We start from the raw sequence: 16,630 nt of genomic DNA on the forward strand, positions 1-16,630 counted from the left end.
ATCCCTTTCTAACGGAACCATTTCACACACTCAATCACAAAGTAGAAGGTCCGTCCCGGGCCTTTCAATCCGTTTTCCCTGAATCACAGCTCCACTTTCCGCAACCTCAGCGCATTGCCAATCACCGACACCGAACTCAAACTCATCGCCGCCCCTGCAATCATCGGGCTCAACACCCATCCAAACACCGGATACAACAAACCCGCCGCCACCGGAATCCCCAGCGCGTTATACAAAAATGCGAACCACAAATTCTGCCGGATGTTCCGCATCGTCGCCCGACTCAAATGGACCGCACGCACCAGTCCGCGCAAGTCCCCCTTCACCAAAGTCACCCCTGCGCTCTGCATCGCCACATCCGTCCCGCTGCCCATCGCCAAACCCACGTTTGCCGCCGCCAACGCCGGCGCATCATTGATCCCATCGCCCGCCATCGCCACCACGCGACCCTCCGCCCGCAACGCCTTCACCCGCTCCATCTTCGAATCCGGTGTCGCCCCCGCCTCCACCGAATCAATCCCCAAGGCCTTCGCCACTACCCCCGCCGTTGCCGCATGATCTCCGGTCAGCATGTGAATCTTCAACCCCATCGCATGCAATTCATCAATCGCCGCTTTCGCCGATTCCTTGATCGGATCCTCCACCGCCACCGCACCCGCCGCCACGCCATCAACCGCCGCAAACACCACCGTCTGCCCCTTTGCCTGCAGCTTCTCCACCTGAGGCAACATCTCACCCCATCCCATGACTTGGCGATCCTTCATCAACTCCATCTTGCCCACCAGGACCTCCCGACCACCCACCTTGCCCACCACCCCGCCGCCTGTGATCGAGTCAAAATCGTCCGCCTTCTCCAGCACCACTCCCTTCTCCTCCGCCCCTTTCACCATCGCCGCCGCCAAGGGATGTTCACTGCCCCGTTCCAGACTCGCCACCAACTTCAATAGATCATCTCGCTGCCAGTCCCCCGTCACCAATACCTCCATCAACTTCGGCCGCCCTTCGGTCAGCGTCCCCGTTTTGTCCACCACCAAAGTATCCACCTTCTCCAATCCCTCCAACGCCCCCGCATCCTTCACCAGCACCCCCGCCCGCGCCCCACGCCCCACCGCCACCATGATCGACATTGGCGTCGCCAATCCCAACGCGCATGGACACGCAATGATCAACACCGCCACCGCATTGATCAATCCATGCACCAACGCCGGCTCCGGTCCCAACCACCACCACAAAACAAAAGTCACTACCGCAACCCCCAGCACCGCCGGCACAAAATAGCCCGCCACCTGGTCCGCCAACCCTTGAATCGGAGCCCTGCTCCGTTGCGCCTCGCCCACCATCTGCACAATGCGCGACAACATCGTGTCATCCCCCACCTTCTCGGCACGGATCACCAATCCGCCCGTTCCATTCACCGTGCCTCCCACCACCGCATCGTCCTTCACCTTCTCCACAGGCACCGGTTCTCCCGTGATCATCGACTCATCCACCGCCGACCTCCCCTCAACGACCACCCCATCCACCGGCACCTTCTCCCCCGGTCTTACCCGCAACAAGTCGCCCACCTTAACCACTTCCAGCGCCACCTCCTTATCGCCACCATCCTTCACCAACAGCGCCCGCGCAGGAGCCAGATCCAGCAACGCACGAATCGCACTTCCCGTTTTCGCCCTTGCCCGCAACTCCAACACTTGACCCAGCAGCACCAGCACCACGATCACTGCCGCCGCTTCAAAATAGACCGGCGCACCGCCATGCCCGTTGTCACCCAGAACAGGAAACACCTGAGGCCACAACAACGCCACCCAACTAAATCCAAAAGCCGCTCCCACGCCCAAACTGATCAATGTCCACATGTTAAAATGCCGCGACACCAATGACCTCCACCCACGCCTGAAAAACGGTGCCCCCGCCCAAACCACTACCGGCGCCGACAAAACCGCCTGCATCCAGCGCGATACTGTCCCGTCCACCCAACCATGCGCCATCGACGGAATCAAATGCGCCATCGCCACCACAAAAACCGGAAACGTTAAAATCGCGCTCACCCAAAACTTCCGCGTCATGTCCCTCAACTCTCCCTGATCCTCACCGTCCTCCTCCACACCAGCCATCACTTTCGGCTCGAGCGCCATCCCGCAAATGGGACAATCCCCCGCCACCTCCCGCTCCACTTCCGGATGCATCGGACAAGTATAAATCGTCTTCTGCGCCTCGCCCTTCCAAGCCGGATTGCGCTCCAAAGCCATCCCGCACTTTGGACAATCACCGGGCTTGTCCGATTCCACCCCTTCACACATCGGACAAAAATATTTCGCCCCTGCCGAAGGTTTCACCTTATCCTGACCACCACCACTACAACAAGACTCCACTGGCGCAGCGTCCGGCTTCTCTTTCGAACAACAGGAATGGGAAGGGGAAGGTTCTGACGAATTCATGAAAAAAAGTGGCACCAATGGTCTGCTGCTGCTGTCGACCAGGAATGCCCGGACAGCAACGGTCACCGGGCATTCCCTTCAACAAAAAAGACCGGCTACTTCTTCGACTTCTCTGCAATCTCCTTCAAATACTTCTCCGAGTCCTTGTTGAAGTCTTTCAGACAACCTTTGCAGCAAAGTTTCACTTCCTGACCATCCTTGGTCAACTCAACCGGTTTCCCCATGCTCCCCAATTCTTCGCCAGAGACAATGCAAGTTTTAAGCGGATAAGGTTTGGCATCCGCCGCCTGAACAAGGCTGGGCATTCCAAAAGCCGAAACGACAAGAGCGATAAATGACAGTGTTTTCATATAGATATGGATTTCGTTTATTTGATTAATAACAAGTGATACGGGTTAGCGACAATAGATTACTTCTTCCCAAGAGACGAGGTTGGCCGCGTTTACTCATAGCGCTGAAGGCGCGGCTTCATGACAGCCTTGGGCAACGCCCAAGGTTGATTGGCATGAGTTAGCATAGGGCTGAAAGCCCGCTCCACGCACGCACCTTCGTAGCTAAAAATTCGCGACATTGTGAATTACAAATTGGCCAGGTATTTTTGCGGATCTTTTTCCAGTTTTGTCACACACGGTTTGCAGCAAAATTTCACCTCTTTTCCGTCATACACCTTGGTAATGACCGGGCCCATGGAGCCCAGCTTGTTGTCCGTCATCACACAAGTGTCACTGGTGTAGGGTTTTACTCCTGCCGTGCTCCCGCCCGTGCTGGCACAGGAGGAAAAAAGCAATGCGATCGCACTGAATCCCAGAATAGTTATCGATTTCATGATCTTAGTTGGTTTATTTGTTTGTTATTTATTTTCTGATTGGTGATTAGAACCGGACCACAACTCCGCCGCCGATTCCAAATTCTGAATGATATTGAACCACCAGCGACACCGGCTGGTTGATCCAATAACTCGCCCCCGCACTCCACTCCCATTCGGTGTTGGTGTCATAAGCGACCTCTCCAAACACACTCAAGCGGTTGGTTACTGCAAATTCCTTGGACAGCGACAGTTCCACATCGCCCTCCGTGTCCACCAGCACACTGCTCCACACAAACATCGGCAATCGATAGCGAAGCCCTGCCACCCCACGATTCTCCGCCTCATCTTCATTCGTCAATCGGACCCCGCCAAACGCACGCACATTCGGTCCAAGATATCGCTCATACAGCACATCCACCTCATATTCAAAATCCTCCACCTCCTGCCAGCCCGCCTCCCAATTGATATAAAAATCATCATGCCTGCGACGCAAGTTCAACGAGCCCTCAGACATGTGGGACTGAGCACTGGCCTCCCCCCAAAACGACCACATCTCGTGCCCATGCTCGCCCAGGTTCACCCAGCGCGATCCATTCCATTCCTTCGCGCCACCTCCATGATCATGGTGCCCCTTCACCGCTCCATGTGCGCCACTGGAGTGAAGCGACGGAACCTGATCTTCCGGCAGCGGATCTTGATAAGTCACAATGCGCGTCATCCCCGCCATCATGTGATACAACAGATGGCAGTGGAAAACCCAGTCACCCACCTCATTCGCCTCAAATTCAATCGTCGCCTTGCCCATCGGCGGAAGATCCACCGTATGCTTCAACGGTGAATGATCCCCATGCCGGTTCACCACGCGGAAGAAATGCCCATGCAAATGCAGCGGATGATGCATCATCGTATCATTCACCAACTCAAAGCGCAGCACCTCCCCCTTCTTCACCGGGATCAGCGCTTCCTCGGCCATCGTCTTGCCATTAAATCCCCACTGATACCTTTCCATGTCACCCGTCAGCCTCAGGGGCACCGTGCGAACCGGAAGTTGCTTCGGTAACTTCGTGGACCCTGGCGACTTCAACAACTCATACGGCGCACCCGGACGCTCCGCATCATGCAGCGAATCATGATCATCGTTTAACGCTGCATCCATCATGTGCTCCATGCGATAAAGCTCCGGCTTGGGAACTTCCGGGGCCAGATGGGTTTTCCCACCCCCTTCTCCAATCATCACCGAAGCATGCCCGGAACCATCCTGCGCCGTCGTGCGAAACTCCCAATGTCCGCTCGAAGGCACTTTGATCAGCACATCATAAGTCTCCGCCATGCCAATAAACAACCGCTTCACCTTCACCGGCTGCACCGGCATCCCATCCGCCGCCACAATGGTCATCATCCCGGTCGCCGACTCCGCATAAAAGTAAGTTGACGCACCTGAATTGATCAGCCTCAGCCGGACCGTCTCGCCCGCCCTGGCCACCAACTCCGAACGCGGTTTGCCATTGATCAAAAATGCATCATAAGCCACATCCGAGACGTCCATGGGCATCATCCGATCCCATTCGTTGCCCAGGTATTCCTTCAAAGCCCCCGCCCGCGCCGCCCCCACCAGCGACTGCCGGTTGCCCTTTCTCACCGCATACCCTTCGCTGCCTCTCAAAAGATTCCGCTGCACCTCATGCGGATCTTCATTGGTCCAGTCCGACAACTGCAACACGTAATCCCGATCCGCCCGATGGACCTCACCCTTTTGCGGCGTGATCACGATCGATCCATACACCCCCAACTGCTCCTGCAAATGGGTGTGCGAATGATACCAATAGGTCCCCGACTGACGGATCAGAAACTCAAACGTGCGTGTCGTCCCCGGATGAATCAGCGGCGTCGTCACCTCCGGCACCCCATCCTGAATCGGCGGCAAAAGCAACCCATGCCAGTGCGTCGAAGTCGTCTCATTCTTCAAGCGATTGTGCACCCGGATCCTTGCCGTGTCCCCTTCCGTAAAACGCAACACCGGCCCCGGTATCCCCCCGTTCACCGTCAAAGCCCGAACCGCTTTTCCGGCTGGACTCATGATCTTTTCTTCAATCACCAGATCATATTCCACCACTCGACCCGTCGGTTGAACGCTCGATTCAACCGCCGTCGAACAGACCAAACAAAGCTGTAACATTAAATTCGCAATCATATCGCATTAAAAACAGAAACGCATTTGGGGAGCACACGCATCTTGCGTGTCGTTTTTGGCGTCCCGCCGAAAACCCGGACGCGAAGCGCCCTCACTGTTCGGGACGCTCATCAGAAGATCCGCGTCACCACACGGATTCCTCAACCCCATCAAATCAGCATCCTGCAATGACGCTGATAAATCGGCCTCTCCCCATCAGGCCGCACCCTTGTTTCGCGGCTATACTCGGCCGATGGTCTCGATGAATTAACCCACTCATCGTCTCCAAACTTCCAGCTCTCGACCACCGCCAAAACCCACCCACCCAGCGGAGCCAGAACTTCATGGGCCACCTTGTCGCGGGCACGCAAACTGTCTTCACAAGGACATTCCTTCTCAGAATCCGAAGACGAAGAAGATACCGGAGCCGAAGCACCCTCATCCGCGTTGGCCGCCGCATGGCAACAAAGCACCTCCTCCGCCTCGACAACCGCTGCCTCAGCCCGGGCATCACAACACCAGCACATCGGAACCCCGATGACGCAGGCAAGCATGAAAGCCAAAAGACGGTGAGTCATGATCAAACCCAAGTTAGCACACTAATTTCTCTATTCAAACTCTTACCTATCTACGAACCCCGCCGCCCATCTCAACCAACTTTTCATCGTTTACCGCCCACAATCCACCTTGCCAGCCCAATCCCCCACGCGAGAATGCCACCATGCGCACGCTCCTCGCCCTTTTCCTCTTTGCTTCGCTGCTCCATGCCGCCGAACCAGAGCCGGACTTCCCCCTTACCGAAGACTCCAAACCTCAACCCAACATTCCCAAGGGCGAACTCATCAAAGACGTCTACATAGCCGCACCCGGCAGCGTCTTCCCCGGCACCGAACGCGAATACACCCTTTACCTCCCTGCAGGCACCGACCGCACGAAGCCCCTCCATTTCACCATCTTCCAGGACGGCGTCATCTATCAAGGCCCCGTGGTTTTTGACAACCTCATCGCCGACAAGTCCATCCCACCCATGCTCGGCCTGTTCGTCAAACCCGGCGTTGTGCCCGCCGCCAACGAAAACGCCCTGCCCCGCTTCAACCGCAGCTACGAATACGACAGCGTCTCCGCCAACTACTCCAAGTTCCTCCTCGAAGAACTCATCCCCGCCCTCGAAGCCAGACATCAGATCCAATTCAGCAAAGATCCCAACGAAGGCGGCATCGTCGGCAGCAGCAGCGGAGGCATCGCCGCTTACGTCGCTGCCTGGCATCGTCCCGACCGCATCCGTCGCGTCTTCACCGGCGTCGGCACCTACGTCGGCCTGCGCGGCGGCGATCAACTCAGCACCCTCGTTCGTAAAACCGAGCCCAAACCCGTCAAAATTTTCCTTCAGGACGGATCCAACGACCTCAACATCTATGCTGGCGACTGGTGGATGGCCAACCAGACCATGGAACGCGCCCTGATCTGGGCCGGATACGAAGTTTACCACGCCTGGGGCGAAGGCGGTCACAATGGCAAACACGCCACCCAGGTCATGCCCGAAGCCCTGCGCTGGCTCTGGAAAGACTGGCAGACCAGCAAAGAAATCCAAGCCAACAAAGACGGTAAGTCCCAGTGGAAGGGTTATGAGATCTTTCAACCCAGCTCCCAGTGGAACGCAGTTTCTGACCTCAAAGCCTCCGCGCTCATCGTCGATGTAAACGGCAAAGTCACCGCCGCCTCACACCCCAACAACCGCACGGTTCTGCATGGCGGCAAAGCCCTGGGCGACCTTCCCAAATCTGAGTTCGAAACCAGCGCGACCACCCTGTCGCCCGACCAGACCCAACTTTTCGTTACCCGTCCTCACGACGCCTATATCCATTCCTTCCAAATTACTGCTGACGGTTCGTTCGCAAACCAACAACCCTACTTCTATCTCCACTCACTCGACAATGGCACAACCGGTGGGATCTATGAAGCCGCCGGTCTCTGCGTCGACACCGATGGCCGCCTTTACGTCGCCACCGCTCTCGGCATCCAGGTCTTCGACCAGGCCGGTCGCGTCAACTTCATCATCTCCACCCCCTCCCTGCCCACTGACGTCTGCTTCGGCGGCAAAGACCTTAGCGAACTCTTCATTGCCTGTGGAGACAAAATCTACAAACGCCCCACCAAGGTCCGTGGCATCGTCAGCGGTCAAATGCCCCCCATCAAACCCGCCGCGCCGAAGCTTTAAACCGCTTCACCCCTCTCACCGAAAGTCGTCGCCAACGGGCTGTGGGGGTGTCCCACTCGCCGCCCTCGTGGCGGCGCGCAGCTCATTCAGCAACCCCTCCCACGAAGGCGGCGTTCCCTCAACCGTTCGGCGCACCCACCCGGCAAGCGGTGCGGGCACATCGGCTTCGTGAGCAAGCGCACAGACCGCAGCGACAGCCCGCGCACCCTCAGGAAGCAGCTTGATCTCCGCTTCAATCGCGGAGGTCAATTTCCCTGAAGCCAGTGCTTTTCCGAACTTCCGATTGTGGCTGTCTTGGGAAAGTCCGGTGGCCACCAAATCTCCCATTCCAGCCAGGCCATAGAGCGTCAATGCCTGGCCTCCGCACGCTTCAGCAATCCGCGCCATCTCGCGCACCGAAGCCGTGAGCGCTGCGGCTTCTACATTGCGGGAATCTTTTCCCAACACGTCAAGACAGCCCAGAAGGATGGCATAGACATTTTTGAGAATCCCGCCAAGCGATGCGCCCGTCACGTCCGTTGTCGTCTCTGTTATGAAGCATGGTCCGGACAGCCAGTCAGCAACACGCCTCGCCACTAACTCATCCGCCGTCGCCAATACGACCGACGCGGGAGTTCCCCTTGCAAACTCATTGGCAATGGCCGGCCCCGCCATTTGAACGCAGGCATGGGTCGGTGCCAGCCGTTCCAGCATGGACAGCAACGAGTGCCGCGTGCCCGGCGCGAATCCCTTGGCGACGTTCAGCAGCACCGCATGGTTCTCCAGCCCCAACATGATGGGTCCCAGCGTCGATGCCACGAAAGGCGAAGGCACGCTGACCACCACGAGCCTGGCACCCATGACACACTCGACCGCGCTCATCGTGGCTCGAACCATTTCATGCAACCGGACATCAGGCAAAAACCGCCGGTTCTCTCGCCGGTTCTGAATGTCCTCAACGACCTCGGGGAAAAAGTCCCACAGCACCACCTCATGTCCATTGCCCGCCAGCGCATGCGCCAGCGCAGTTCCCATGTTGCCTGCACCCAGCACCGCGACTTTGATCCGTTCTGACGAGATCGACGACCCCCTGTTTTCGTGGGAAAATGTTGCCATGGTTCTTCTCCGTGAATCAAATCGCTCAACGGTTATGAACCATCGCCGCCGCTTTAATCACACGGGCAGTCACCTCTTCCACCGGCCCCTCCGCAGCGACCTCCAGCAGTCGGCCGGTGCCACGATAAAACTCCAGCAGTGGCCGGATCACTTGTTGAAACACGGCGACCCGTTGCCGAATGGTGGCCGGTTCATCATCGGCACGCCGAAACAGCTCTCCGCCACAGGCATCGCAAACCCCTTCCAGCACCGGGGGTCTGGAGGTCTCGTGAAAACTCTGTCCGCAGGCGCGGCAGGTCAGGCGACCCGACAACCGACGCACCATCTCTTCCTCGCTCACCACCAGATAAAGGCTCTGCGTAACCACACACTCCAGTAATGGCACCATGACATCCAAAGCCTCGGCCTGGTCAACCGAACGCGGATACCCATCAAGAACGAATCCAGACGCACTCCCGCCATCGCCGAGCATCGTCTGCACCAGTTTATTCGTCACCTCATCCGGAACCAGCTGACCCGCCTTGATGAATTCCTTGGCCTGTCGACCCAAGGAGGTTTCCCGTAGAATGTGATCGCGAAAATGGGTGCCCGTCGACAGATGTCGATACCCCAGCGACTTCGCCAAGGCCTGACCGTGCGTTCCTTTACCGGACCCAGGGCCTCCCAGTAAAACCACGACGGGCTTTTCGGATGAGTGTTGCTGCAGAATGGCTTGAGACATGAGAATTGGCAGGAACGGGAAGGGTAGGAGGTTTAACCACAAACGACGGGAACCACAAGGCTCCCCGCCCCGGCTCGAAAACCAAAATGCCCAGGCACGGGGCGCACCGCCACAAACTACAGCCTCAGAGCACAAAGGCCAGCACGCACTCAAGCCATTCCGACTTCTCCGTTCGCAACGGACTGACTGTTCCCGTGACCACTCTAAAACCACGCCCGGGCAAAAAAAGACGCCTCTGATCGATGACATGGCGCGACGGATAAACCCCCGAAAACCAGAAGTGCCGCAACGATCAGAAGCGTTTCGTAACGTCGCAGACCAAGCGTCTGGATGCAAGAACTTCAGCCACTTTTTTTCTCTTGAAGGGACAGTTCGTCATACAGCACTCCTTCACGCCCATTTATTTGTGACGAATCCCGCCAGCCGAACCGGATCGCCATTTGAAATCGCCAAACAGGGCGATCGGCCGCCGTCTGGCAATTTTTCTCCGATAGATCCACCCCCGGCACTCATTCTCGTCAAGGTCATGCGCCCTCCGCCCCAATCGAATCCTCCAAAAAAACCTGCAATGAAGCCAGCGCTAACTCTCCACTCCCGGCAAGTGCAGACACACCCGCAGTCCACTTGCCCCCTCATCCAGCCGAACATCACCACCATGACTGCGCAAAATGGACCGCGCGATGGAAAGCCCCAGACCCACACCACCGGTATGCCGATTGCGTGACTCCTCCAATCTCACAAACGGATCAAACACCCGTTCTCGATCTTCTGCCGATATGCCCGGTCCCTCATCTTCTACCACGATGTCCAGCCCATCAATCTGCATTTCCAAACTCACCATCGCCCGCCCCCCATAACGCACCGCGTTTTCGATCACATTGCGCAATGCCCGTCGCAACGCATTCGGCCGGCATCGCCATGGCACCCGCTCTGGTCCCGGAGTAAAACTTACCTCCCATCCCATGGCTCCCAAATCCTCGCACAGACTCTCAATCAACGCGTTGAGATCCACCATTCGAGTTGATTCCGTTGCCGATTCATCCCGGGCAAAGGCCAGCGTCGATTCCGTCATCGCCTTCATCTCATCCAGCGAAGCAATGAACTTCTCGCGCGTCTCCGCATCCTCCAAAAACTCCGCCCTCAACCGCATCGACGTGATCGGCGTTCTTAAATCATGACTGATCGCCGCCATCATCCGCGTTCGATCTTCCACAAACCGACGCAGCCGCAACTGCATCCGGTTAAATGCCGCCGCCGTGCGCCGAAGGTCATCCGCTCCTACCTCCGGCAATGGCTCCACCTCTTCCCCACGACCCAAACTCTCCGCTGAAGCCGTCAATTTCTGCAACGGTCTCCCCACCCTCCGCGCCACCAACACCGACACCAAGGTCAGCAACAACGCCGTGATCCCAAGCGAAAGATAATAAGACCACGGCGGCCGTGCCACCGACTGCGGCTTCGCATAGACCGTGTGCAGCCAAAGCCGCTCGTTCACCGGAATCACCAGTCCAAACCCATTCCACTCCTTCAAGTTCAACATCCGCACCACCACCCCGTTTTCCACCGTCATCGTCTGCCACCTTGCCTTCGAATCCGTCACCAACTCCGATGCCGCCGGAGGACGCGAAGATTTCAGCAATTGTTCCCGCGCCTTTTGCTGCCACGATTCCGTCTCTTCAGACAAATCATCCCCCTCCAGCCAAAAACGCACCACTCCCGTATTCGTCGCCCGCAGAATTTCAGGATACAACTCCGGCTGCACCGTCTCCACCAAAGACGCCACCGAAACCGCCCGCGCCACCACCTCATCCCGACGCAACTCCAGCACCGCCCGCGCCTGCTCCGCCCGGTAGATGAAATAAAACACCATCTGCGATACCAGCAACGCCAGCAGCATCAGCATGATCCACTGTCCGGTCAGGCTGCGCATCCATGTCCACACCCTGCTCATCCAGGCACCACCTTCCCCGTGAAACAATATCCATCGCCCCAATGCGTTTTGATCAGCACCGGATTCTTCGGATCCACCTCGATCTTCCGCCGCAAACGGCTCACCTGATTGTCAATGCTGCGATCCCACGCGCCCGGATCACGACCACTGGTCAAATCAATCAACGTCTCGCGATTGATCACCTTCCCCGCATGCTCAAGAAACACACTCAACAATCGAAACTCCGCCGAACTTAGCGGCACCGCCACCCCGTCCTCACCCGTCACCTCCTGACGCACCAAATCCAATACCTGATCCCCAAACCGCAACTGCTTCGCCCCTTCCTCTGCTTCGCCCGAAACCATCGAGCCACCCGCACGCCGCAACACCGCGCGAATTCTCGCCAGCAACTCGCGCGGATTAAACGGCTTTGGCAGGTAATCATCCGCCCCAATCTCCAGCCCTACAATTCGGTCAGTGTCCTCCGCCATCGCCGTCAAAAAAATCATCGGAATGGAGGTCGTCGCCCGCAGATGCCGACACAAAGAAAGCCCGTCCTCACCCGGCATCATGATGTCGAGAATCACCAGATCAAACCGCTCCTTGGTCAGCAGTTCCCGAAACTCTCCCGCATCCGCCGCCGCACTCACCGCAAACCCATGCTGACCCAGATACCTTCCCACCAGCTCGCGGATCTCCTCATGATCATCGACCACGGCAATGTGCGGCTGTTTCTCCATCATCAACACCAATCCTAGCAGCCACCCACTCCCACGGCGCGAAAAAAATTGTCGCAGAATGCGCTCAACTTCATCGCCTCCTGCGACAATTTGCGACAATTTCCCCACCCCGCAAAACACCTTTTCTGCCGTATCTGTGCTTGGTGCGTGAGCTCTGGCCCGGCCCGAACGCATGCAACACCCTTTCGAATCGACGACTTATGAAAAACAAATCACGATGGATTTTCGTTCTGCTGATGCTCGCGGCCATAGTCGCCGTTTTCATCTGGCGCAAAGACGCCGCCAGCAGCAAAACCAACGGCCCACCCCCAGCCCCCGCCGCCATCGCCGTCCTCGCCACCCAGGTCACCACCCGCGATGTCCCCATCTGGCTCACCGGCATCGGCACCGTGCAGGCTTTCAACACCGTCACCGTCCGCCCCCGGGTCAGCGGTGCGCTTGAAAAAGTCAACTTCACCGAAGGCAGCATGGTCAAGGAAGGCGACATCCTCGCCCACATCGACCCCCGCCCCTACCAGTCCACCCTCGACCAGGCCCTCGCCCGACAGGCCCAAAACGCCGCCCAGCTCCGCAACGCCCGCCAGGAACTCGCCCGTGTCGAAACTCTCATCAAAGAACGCGCCGTCAGCGAACAAAACCTCGATCAAGCCCAGGCCACCGTCGCCCAGTTCGAAGCCGTTGCCCAGGCCGATACCGCCGCCATCGCCGCCGCCCAGCTCGATCTCGACTTCACCACCGTCCGCGCCCCCATCTCCGGTCGCACCGGCATCCGCCAGCTCGACGCTGGCAACGTCGTCACCGCCAACCAGCCCGCCGGTCTCGTGATGCTCACCCAGCTGCAACCCATCACCGTCCTCTTCACCCTTCCCCAACAACACCTCCCCGCTCTGCGCGCCCACATGCAGCCCGGTGCCGCTCCACTCACCGTCCAGGCCATCGGCGAAGACGGCACCCTCCTCGACGAAGGCAAACTGGAACTCGTCGACAACCAGATCGACATGACCACCGGCACCCTCAAACTCAAGGCCGTCTTCTCCAACGAAAAACTCGCCCTCTGGCCCGGTCAGTTCATCACCTCCCGCGTGCTCGTCGACACCCGCAAAGACGCCACCGTCGTTCCCCCCGAAGTCATCCAGCCCGGACTCGACGGACCTTTTGCCTACCTCATCAAACCCGACAACACCGTCGAAGCCCGCCCCCTTCAAACCGGCCTCAATCTCGACGGCTGGACCATCATCGAAAAAGGCCTCAACCCCGGCGACCGCGTGGTCCGCGACGGACAAAACAAACTCAAACCCGGTTCGCTCGTCAGCCACAAGGAAGTCCAATCATGAGCATCTCCGCCCCCTTCATCCGCCGCCCCATCGCCACCGCGCTGCTCACCATCGGCATCTTTCTCGTCGGCCTCGTTGCCTTCCCCCTCCTCCCGGTCGCCCCCCTTCCCCAGGTGGAATTCCCCACCATCCAGGTCTCCGCCAGCCTTCCCGGCGGCAGCCCGGAAACCATGTCCTCATCGGTCGCCACGCCTTTGGAGAACCAGCTTGCCAAAATTCCCGGCATCACCCAGATGACCTCCAGTAGCGGACTCGGCAGCGTCTCCATCACCATCCAGTTTGACCTCGACATCAACATCGACGGAGCCGCCCAGGAAGTCCAATCCGCCATCAGCGCCGCCGCCGGTCAACTCCCCGTCGACCTCCCCAGCCCGCCCAGTTATCGCAAGGTCAACCCCGCCGACTCCCCCATCTTCACCCTCAGCCTCATCTCCGACGTCCTCCCCCTCACCGAAGTCAGCGACTACGGCAACAACGTCATCGCCCAACAACTCTCGCAGCTCCCCGGCGTCGCCCAGGTCGACATCATGGGCGAACGCAAACCCGCCATCCGCGTTCAGGTCGACCCCACCAAACTCGCCGCCCTCGGCCTCACCCTCGACGACGTGCGCGGCGTCATCGCCAGCTCCACCGTCAACACCCCCAAAGGCAGCCTCAACGGCCCGCGCCAAAGCCTCTCCATCTACGCCAACGACCAGCTCCTCGAAGCCGAACCCTACAACGATCTCATCCTCGCCTATCGCAACGGCGCTCCCATCCGTGTCCGCGATGTCGGCCGTGCGATTGAAGGACCCGAACAAGCCCGCTCCGCCGCCCTCATCAACAACCAGCGCGGCGTCGGCATCATGATCCGCAAACAGGCCGATGCCAACGTCATCGACACCATCGCCAGCATCCGCGAAAAACTCCCCGAACTGCAAGCTTCGATCCCCCCCGCCCTCAACCTCGAAATCCTCAGCGACCGCAGCCGCACCATCCGTTCCTCCGTCGAAGAAGTCCAATTCCACCTCGTCCTCACCATGGTGCTGGTCACCCTGGTCGTGTTCCTTTTCCTCCGCAACCTCCGCGCCACCCTCATCGCCAGCGCCGTCGTTCCCATCTCCATCATCGCCACCTTCGCCATCATGAAGGTGCTTGGCTTCAGCCTCAACAACCTCTCGTTGATGGCCCTCACCATCTCCGTCGGATTCGTCATCGACGATGCCATCGTCATGCTCGAGAACATCTACCGCCACATGGAGGAAGGCATGTCCCCACGCGATGCCGCCTTCAAAGGCGCTGGCGAAATCGGCTTCACCATCATCTCCATCACCCTCTCCCTCATTGCCGTCTTCATCCCCGTCCTCCTCATGGGCGGTATCGTTGGCCGACTGTTCCGCGAGTTTGCCGTCACCGTCTCCATCGCCACGCTCGTCTCCGGTTTTGTCTCGCTCACCTTCGTGCCCATGATGTGCGCCCAGTTCCTCCATCCACATAAAACCCCCGACGCCAAAACCCTGCGCGGCAAGTTCGACACCCTGCTCGAAAACTTCTTCCGCCGCATCGAAAGCCTCTACGAAACCGCCCTCAAATTCGTCCTCCGTCACCAACCCCTCACCCTCCTTTCCCTCGTCGCCACCCTCGCCCTCACCGGCTGGGTCTTCGTCAAAATGCCCAAAGGATTCTTCCCCCTCCAGGACACCGGCATGATCAGCGTCACCGCCGAAGCCGCCCCCGACATCTCCTACCAGGCCATGTATCAGCACGCCGAAAAAATCGGTGCCATCCTCGTCGCCGACCCCGCCATCTCCGGCTTCGTTAACCGCATCGGCGGCGGCGGACGCGGCCCCGGCGGCTCCAACAGCAGCCGCTACTGGGTCACCCTCAAAGAACGCGACGAACGCGAACCTGCCGACGTCGTCATCGCCCGACTCAAAAAAGCCACCGCCAACATCCCGGGCGTCAACGTCTTCTTCCAAGCCCAGCAGGACCTCAACGTCGGCGGCCTCTCTTCCAAAACCCAATATCAATACACCCTGCGCAATGTCGAGGTCGACGAACTCAACCACTGGGCTCCCCGCATCCTCGAAAAACTGCGCACGTTGCCACAACTTCGCGACGTCACCTCCGATCAGGAATCCACCGCCCCCGCCCTCAATATTGCCATCGACCGCCAGGCCGCCTCCCGCTTCGGCATTCAGACCGAGGACATCAACGCCATGCTCTACAACGCGTTCGGCGAACGTCAGGTCACCCAGTTCTACACCCAGGTCAGCCAATACAAGGTCATCATCGAAGTCCCGCCCGAACTTCAATCGGACCCCACCACCTTCGACAAACTGTTCCTCAAATCCCCCCTCACCGGCGGCCAGGTGCCCCTGTCCTCGCTCATCAACTTCGACACCGCCAGCACCAAATCCCTCTCCGTCAATCACCTCGGCCAATACCCGGCCGTCACCATCTCGTTTAACCTCGGACCCAACTTCGCCCTCGGCGACGCCGTCACTGCCATCGAAGCCGCCACCAACGAAATGCAAATCCCCGCCAGCATCACCGGCACTTTCCAAGGCGCTGCGCAAGCCTTTCAATCCTCCCTCAAATCCCAACCCTGGCTTATCCTCGCCGCCATCATCGCCATCTACATCATCCTCGGCATGTTGTATGAGAGTTTCATCCACCCCCTCACCATCCTCTCCACTCTGCCTTCCGCCGGCCTCGGTGCCCTCCTCACCCTATGGGTCTCCGGTTATGACATCGGCGTCATTGCCATCATCGGCATTCTCTTGCTGATCGGCATCGTCAAAAAGAACGCCATCATGATGATCGACTTCGCCATCGAAGCCGAGCGCGACCGCAACCTCAGCGCCCACGACGCCATCTTCGAAGCCAGCATCAAACGTTTCCGCCCCATCACCATGACCACCCTCGCCGCCATGATCGGCGGCATCCCACTGGCCCTCGGCCATGGCGACGGTTCCGAACTCCGCCAACCCCTCGGTTACGCCATCGTCGGCGGCCTCATCCTCAGCCAGGCCCTCACCCTCTTCACCACCCCCGTCGTCTACATCTTCTTCGACCGCTTCGGCAAAAAGAAACACCCCGTCAAAGCCAAAGAACAAACTTCCCAGCCGACCGCCCTCCCTGCGTCTGCATGATCAACGCATTACACCCAATCCATGGGGCCCTGGGTGGTTGGC

12 protein-coding genes are annotated in these 16,630 nt (G+C 58.7%); 3 read left to right on the forward strand and 9 right to left on the reverse strand.

Going from position 1 to position 16,630, the window contains the following annotated elements; genetic code table 11:
• Positions 1 to 83: 83 nt before the first annotated feature.
• The 5 genes from FEM03_RS11510 to FEM03_RS11530 all read right to left on the reverse strand — a co-directional run bounded on the left by FEM03_RS11510 (position 84) and on the right by FEM03_RS11530 (position 5,994).
• Entirely contained in the window at positions 84 to 2,438 is a 2,355-nt protein-coding gene (locus tag FEM03_RS11510; RefSeq protein ID WP_138086417.1) for a copper-transporting P-type ATPase, read from the reverse strand.
• 95 nt (positions 2,439 to 2,533) lie between these two features.
• Positions 2,534 to 2,788, reverse strand: coding sequence for a hypothetical protein (locus tag FEM03_RS11515; protein ID WP_138086418.1), 255 nt, complete (start codon positions 2,786 to 2,788; stop codon positions 2,534 to 2,536).
• 227 nt (positions 2,789 to 3,015) lie between these two features.
• Complete coding sequence (locus FEM03_RS11520) at positions 3,016 to 3,264, reverse strand: eL24 family ribosomal protein (RefSeq protein ID WP_138086419.1); 249 nt, start codon at positions 3,262 to 3,264, stop codon at positions 3,016 to 3,018.
• Positions 3,265 to 3,310: 46 nt separating this feature from the next.
• Complete coding sequence (locus tag FEM03_RS11525; RefSeq protein WP_138086420.1) at positions 3,311 to 5,437, reverse strand: multicopper oxidase domain-containing protein; 2,127 nt, start codon at positions 5,435 to 5,437, stop codon at positions 3,311 to 3,313.
• A 149-nt stretch (positions 5,438 to 5,586) separates the two neighbouring features.
• The gene (locus FEM03_RS11530; protein ID WP_138086421.1) at positions 5,587 to 5,994 is read right to left on the reverse strand and encodes a hypothetical protein; all 408 of its coding nucleotides are present in this window, start codon (positions 5,992 to 5,994) and stop codon (positions 5,587 to 5,589) included.
• Between the two features lie 143 nt (positions 5,995 to 6,137).
• On the opposite strand from FEM03_RS11530, the gene FEM03_RS11535 reads away from it, so the two are divergent.
• Positions 6,138 to 7,634, forward strand: a complete 1,497-nt coding sequence (locus FEM03_RS11535) for an SMP-30/gluconolactonase/LRE family protein (RefSeq protein ID WP_138086422.1) — start codon at positions 6,138 to 6,140, stop codon at positions 7,632 to 7,634.
• Positions 7,635 to 7,649: 15 nt separating this feature from the next.
• On the opposite strand, the gene FEM03_RS11540 is transcribed toward FEM03_RS11535, so the two are convergent.
• From FEM03_RS11540 to FEM03_RS11555, 4 genes are all read right to left on the reverse strand, one after another.
• Complete coding sequence (locus FEM03_RS11540) at positions 7,650 to 8,729, reverse strand: NAD(P)H-dependent glycerol-3-phosphate dehydrogenase (RefSeq protein ID WP_138086423.1); 1,080 nt, start codon at positions 8,727 to 8,729, stop codon at positions 7,650 to 7,652.
• Positions 8,730 to 8,754: 25 nt separating this feature from the next.
• Positions 8,755 to 9,450 (reverse strand): adenylate kinase family protein, encoded by a 696-nt coding sequence (locus tag FEM03_RS11545; protein ID WP_166442800.1) that lies wholly within the window; start codon positions 9,448 to 9,450, stop codon positions 8,755 to 8,757.
• A gap of 580 nt (positions 9,451 to 10,030) precedes the next feature.
• Positions 10,031 to 11,401 (reverse strand): ATP-binding protein, encoded by a 1,371-nt coding sequence (locus FEM03_RS11550; protein WP_138086425.1) that lies wholly within the window; start codon positions 11,399 to 11,401, stop codon positions 10,031 to 10,033.
• The gene (locus FEM03_RS11555) at positions 11,398 to 12,120 is read right to left on the reverse strand and encodes a response regulator (RefSeq protein ID WP_138086670.1); all 723 of its coding nucleotides are present in this window, start codon (positions 12,118 to 12,120) and stop codon (positions 11,398 to 11,400) included. Before FEM03_RS11555 ends, FEM03_RS11550 begins: the two co-directional genes overlap by 4 nt.
• Before the next feature lie 236 nt (positions 12,121 to 12,356).
• Between FEM03_RS11555 and FEM03_RS11560 the strand changes: the two genes are divergently transcribed.
• A complete protein-coding gene (locus tag FEM03_RS11560) occupies positions 12,357 to 13,454 on the forward strand; it encodes an efflux RND transporter periplasmic adaptor subunit (protein WP_240772751.1) in 1,098 nt (365 codons plus the stop codon).
• Positions 13,451 to 16,588 (forward strand): efflux RND transporter permease subunit, encoded by a 3,138-nt coding sequence (locus tag FEM03_RS11565; protein ID WP_138086427.1) that lies wholly within the window; start codon positions 13,451 to 13,453, stop codon positions 16,586 to 16,588. Before FEM03_RS11560 ends, FEM03_RS11565 begins: the two co-directional genes overlap by 4 nt.
• Positions 16,589 to 16,630: the final 42 nt, after the last annotated feature.

The sequence above is a fragment of the Phragmitibacter flavus genome (assembly GCF_005780165.1).
Classification (GTDB): domain Bacteria; phylum Verrucomicrobiota; class Verrucomicrobiia; order Verrucomicrobiales; family Verrucomicrobiaceae; genus Phragmitibacter; species Phragmitibacter flavus.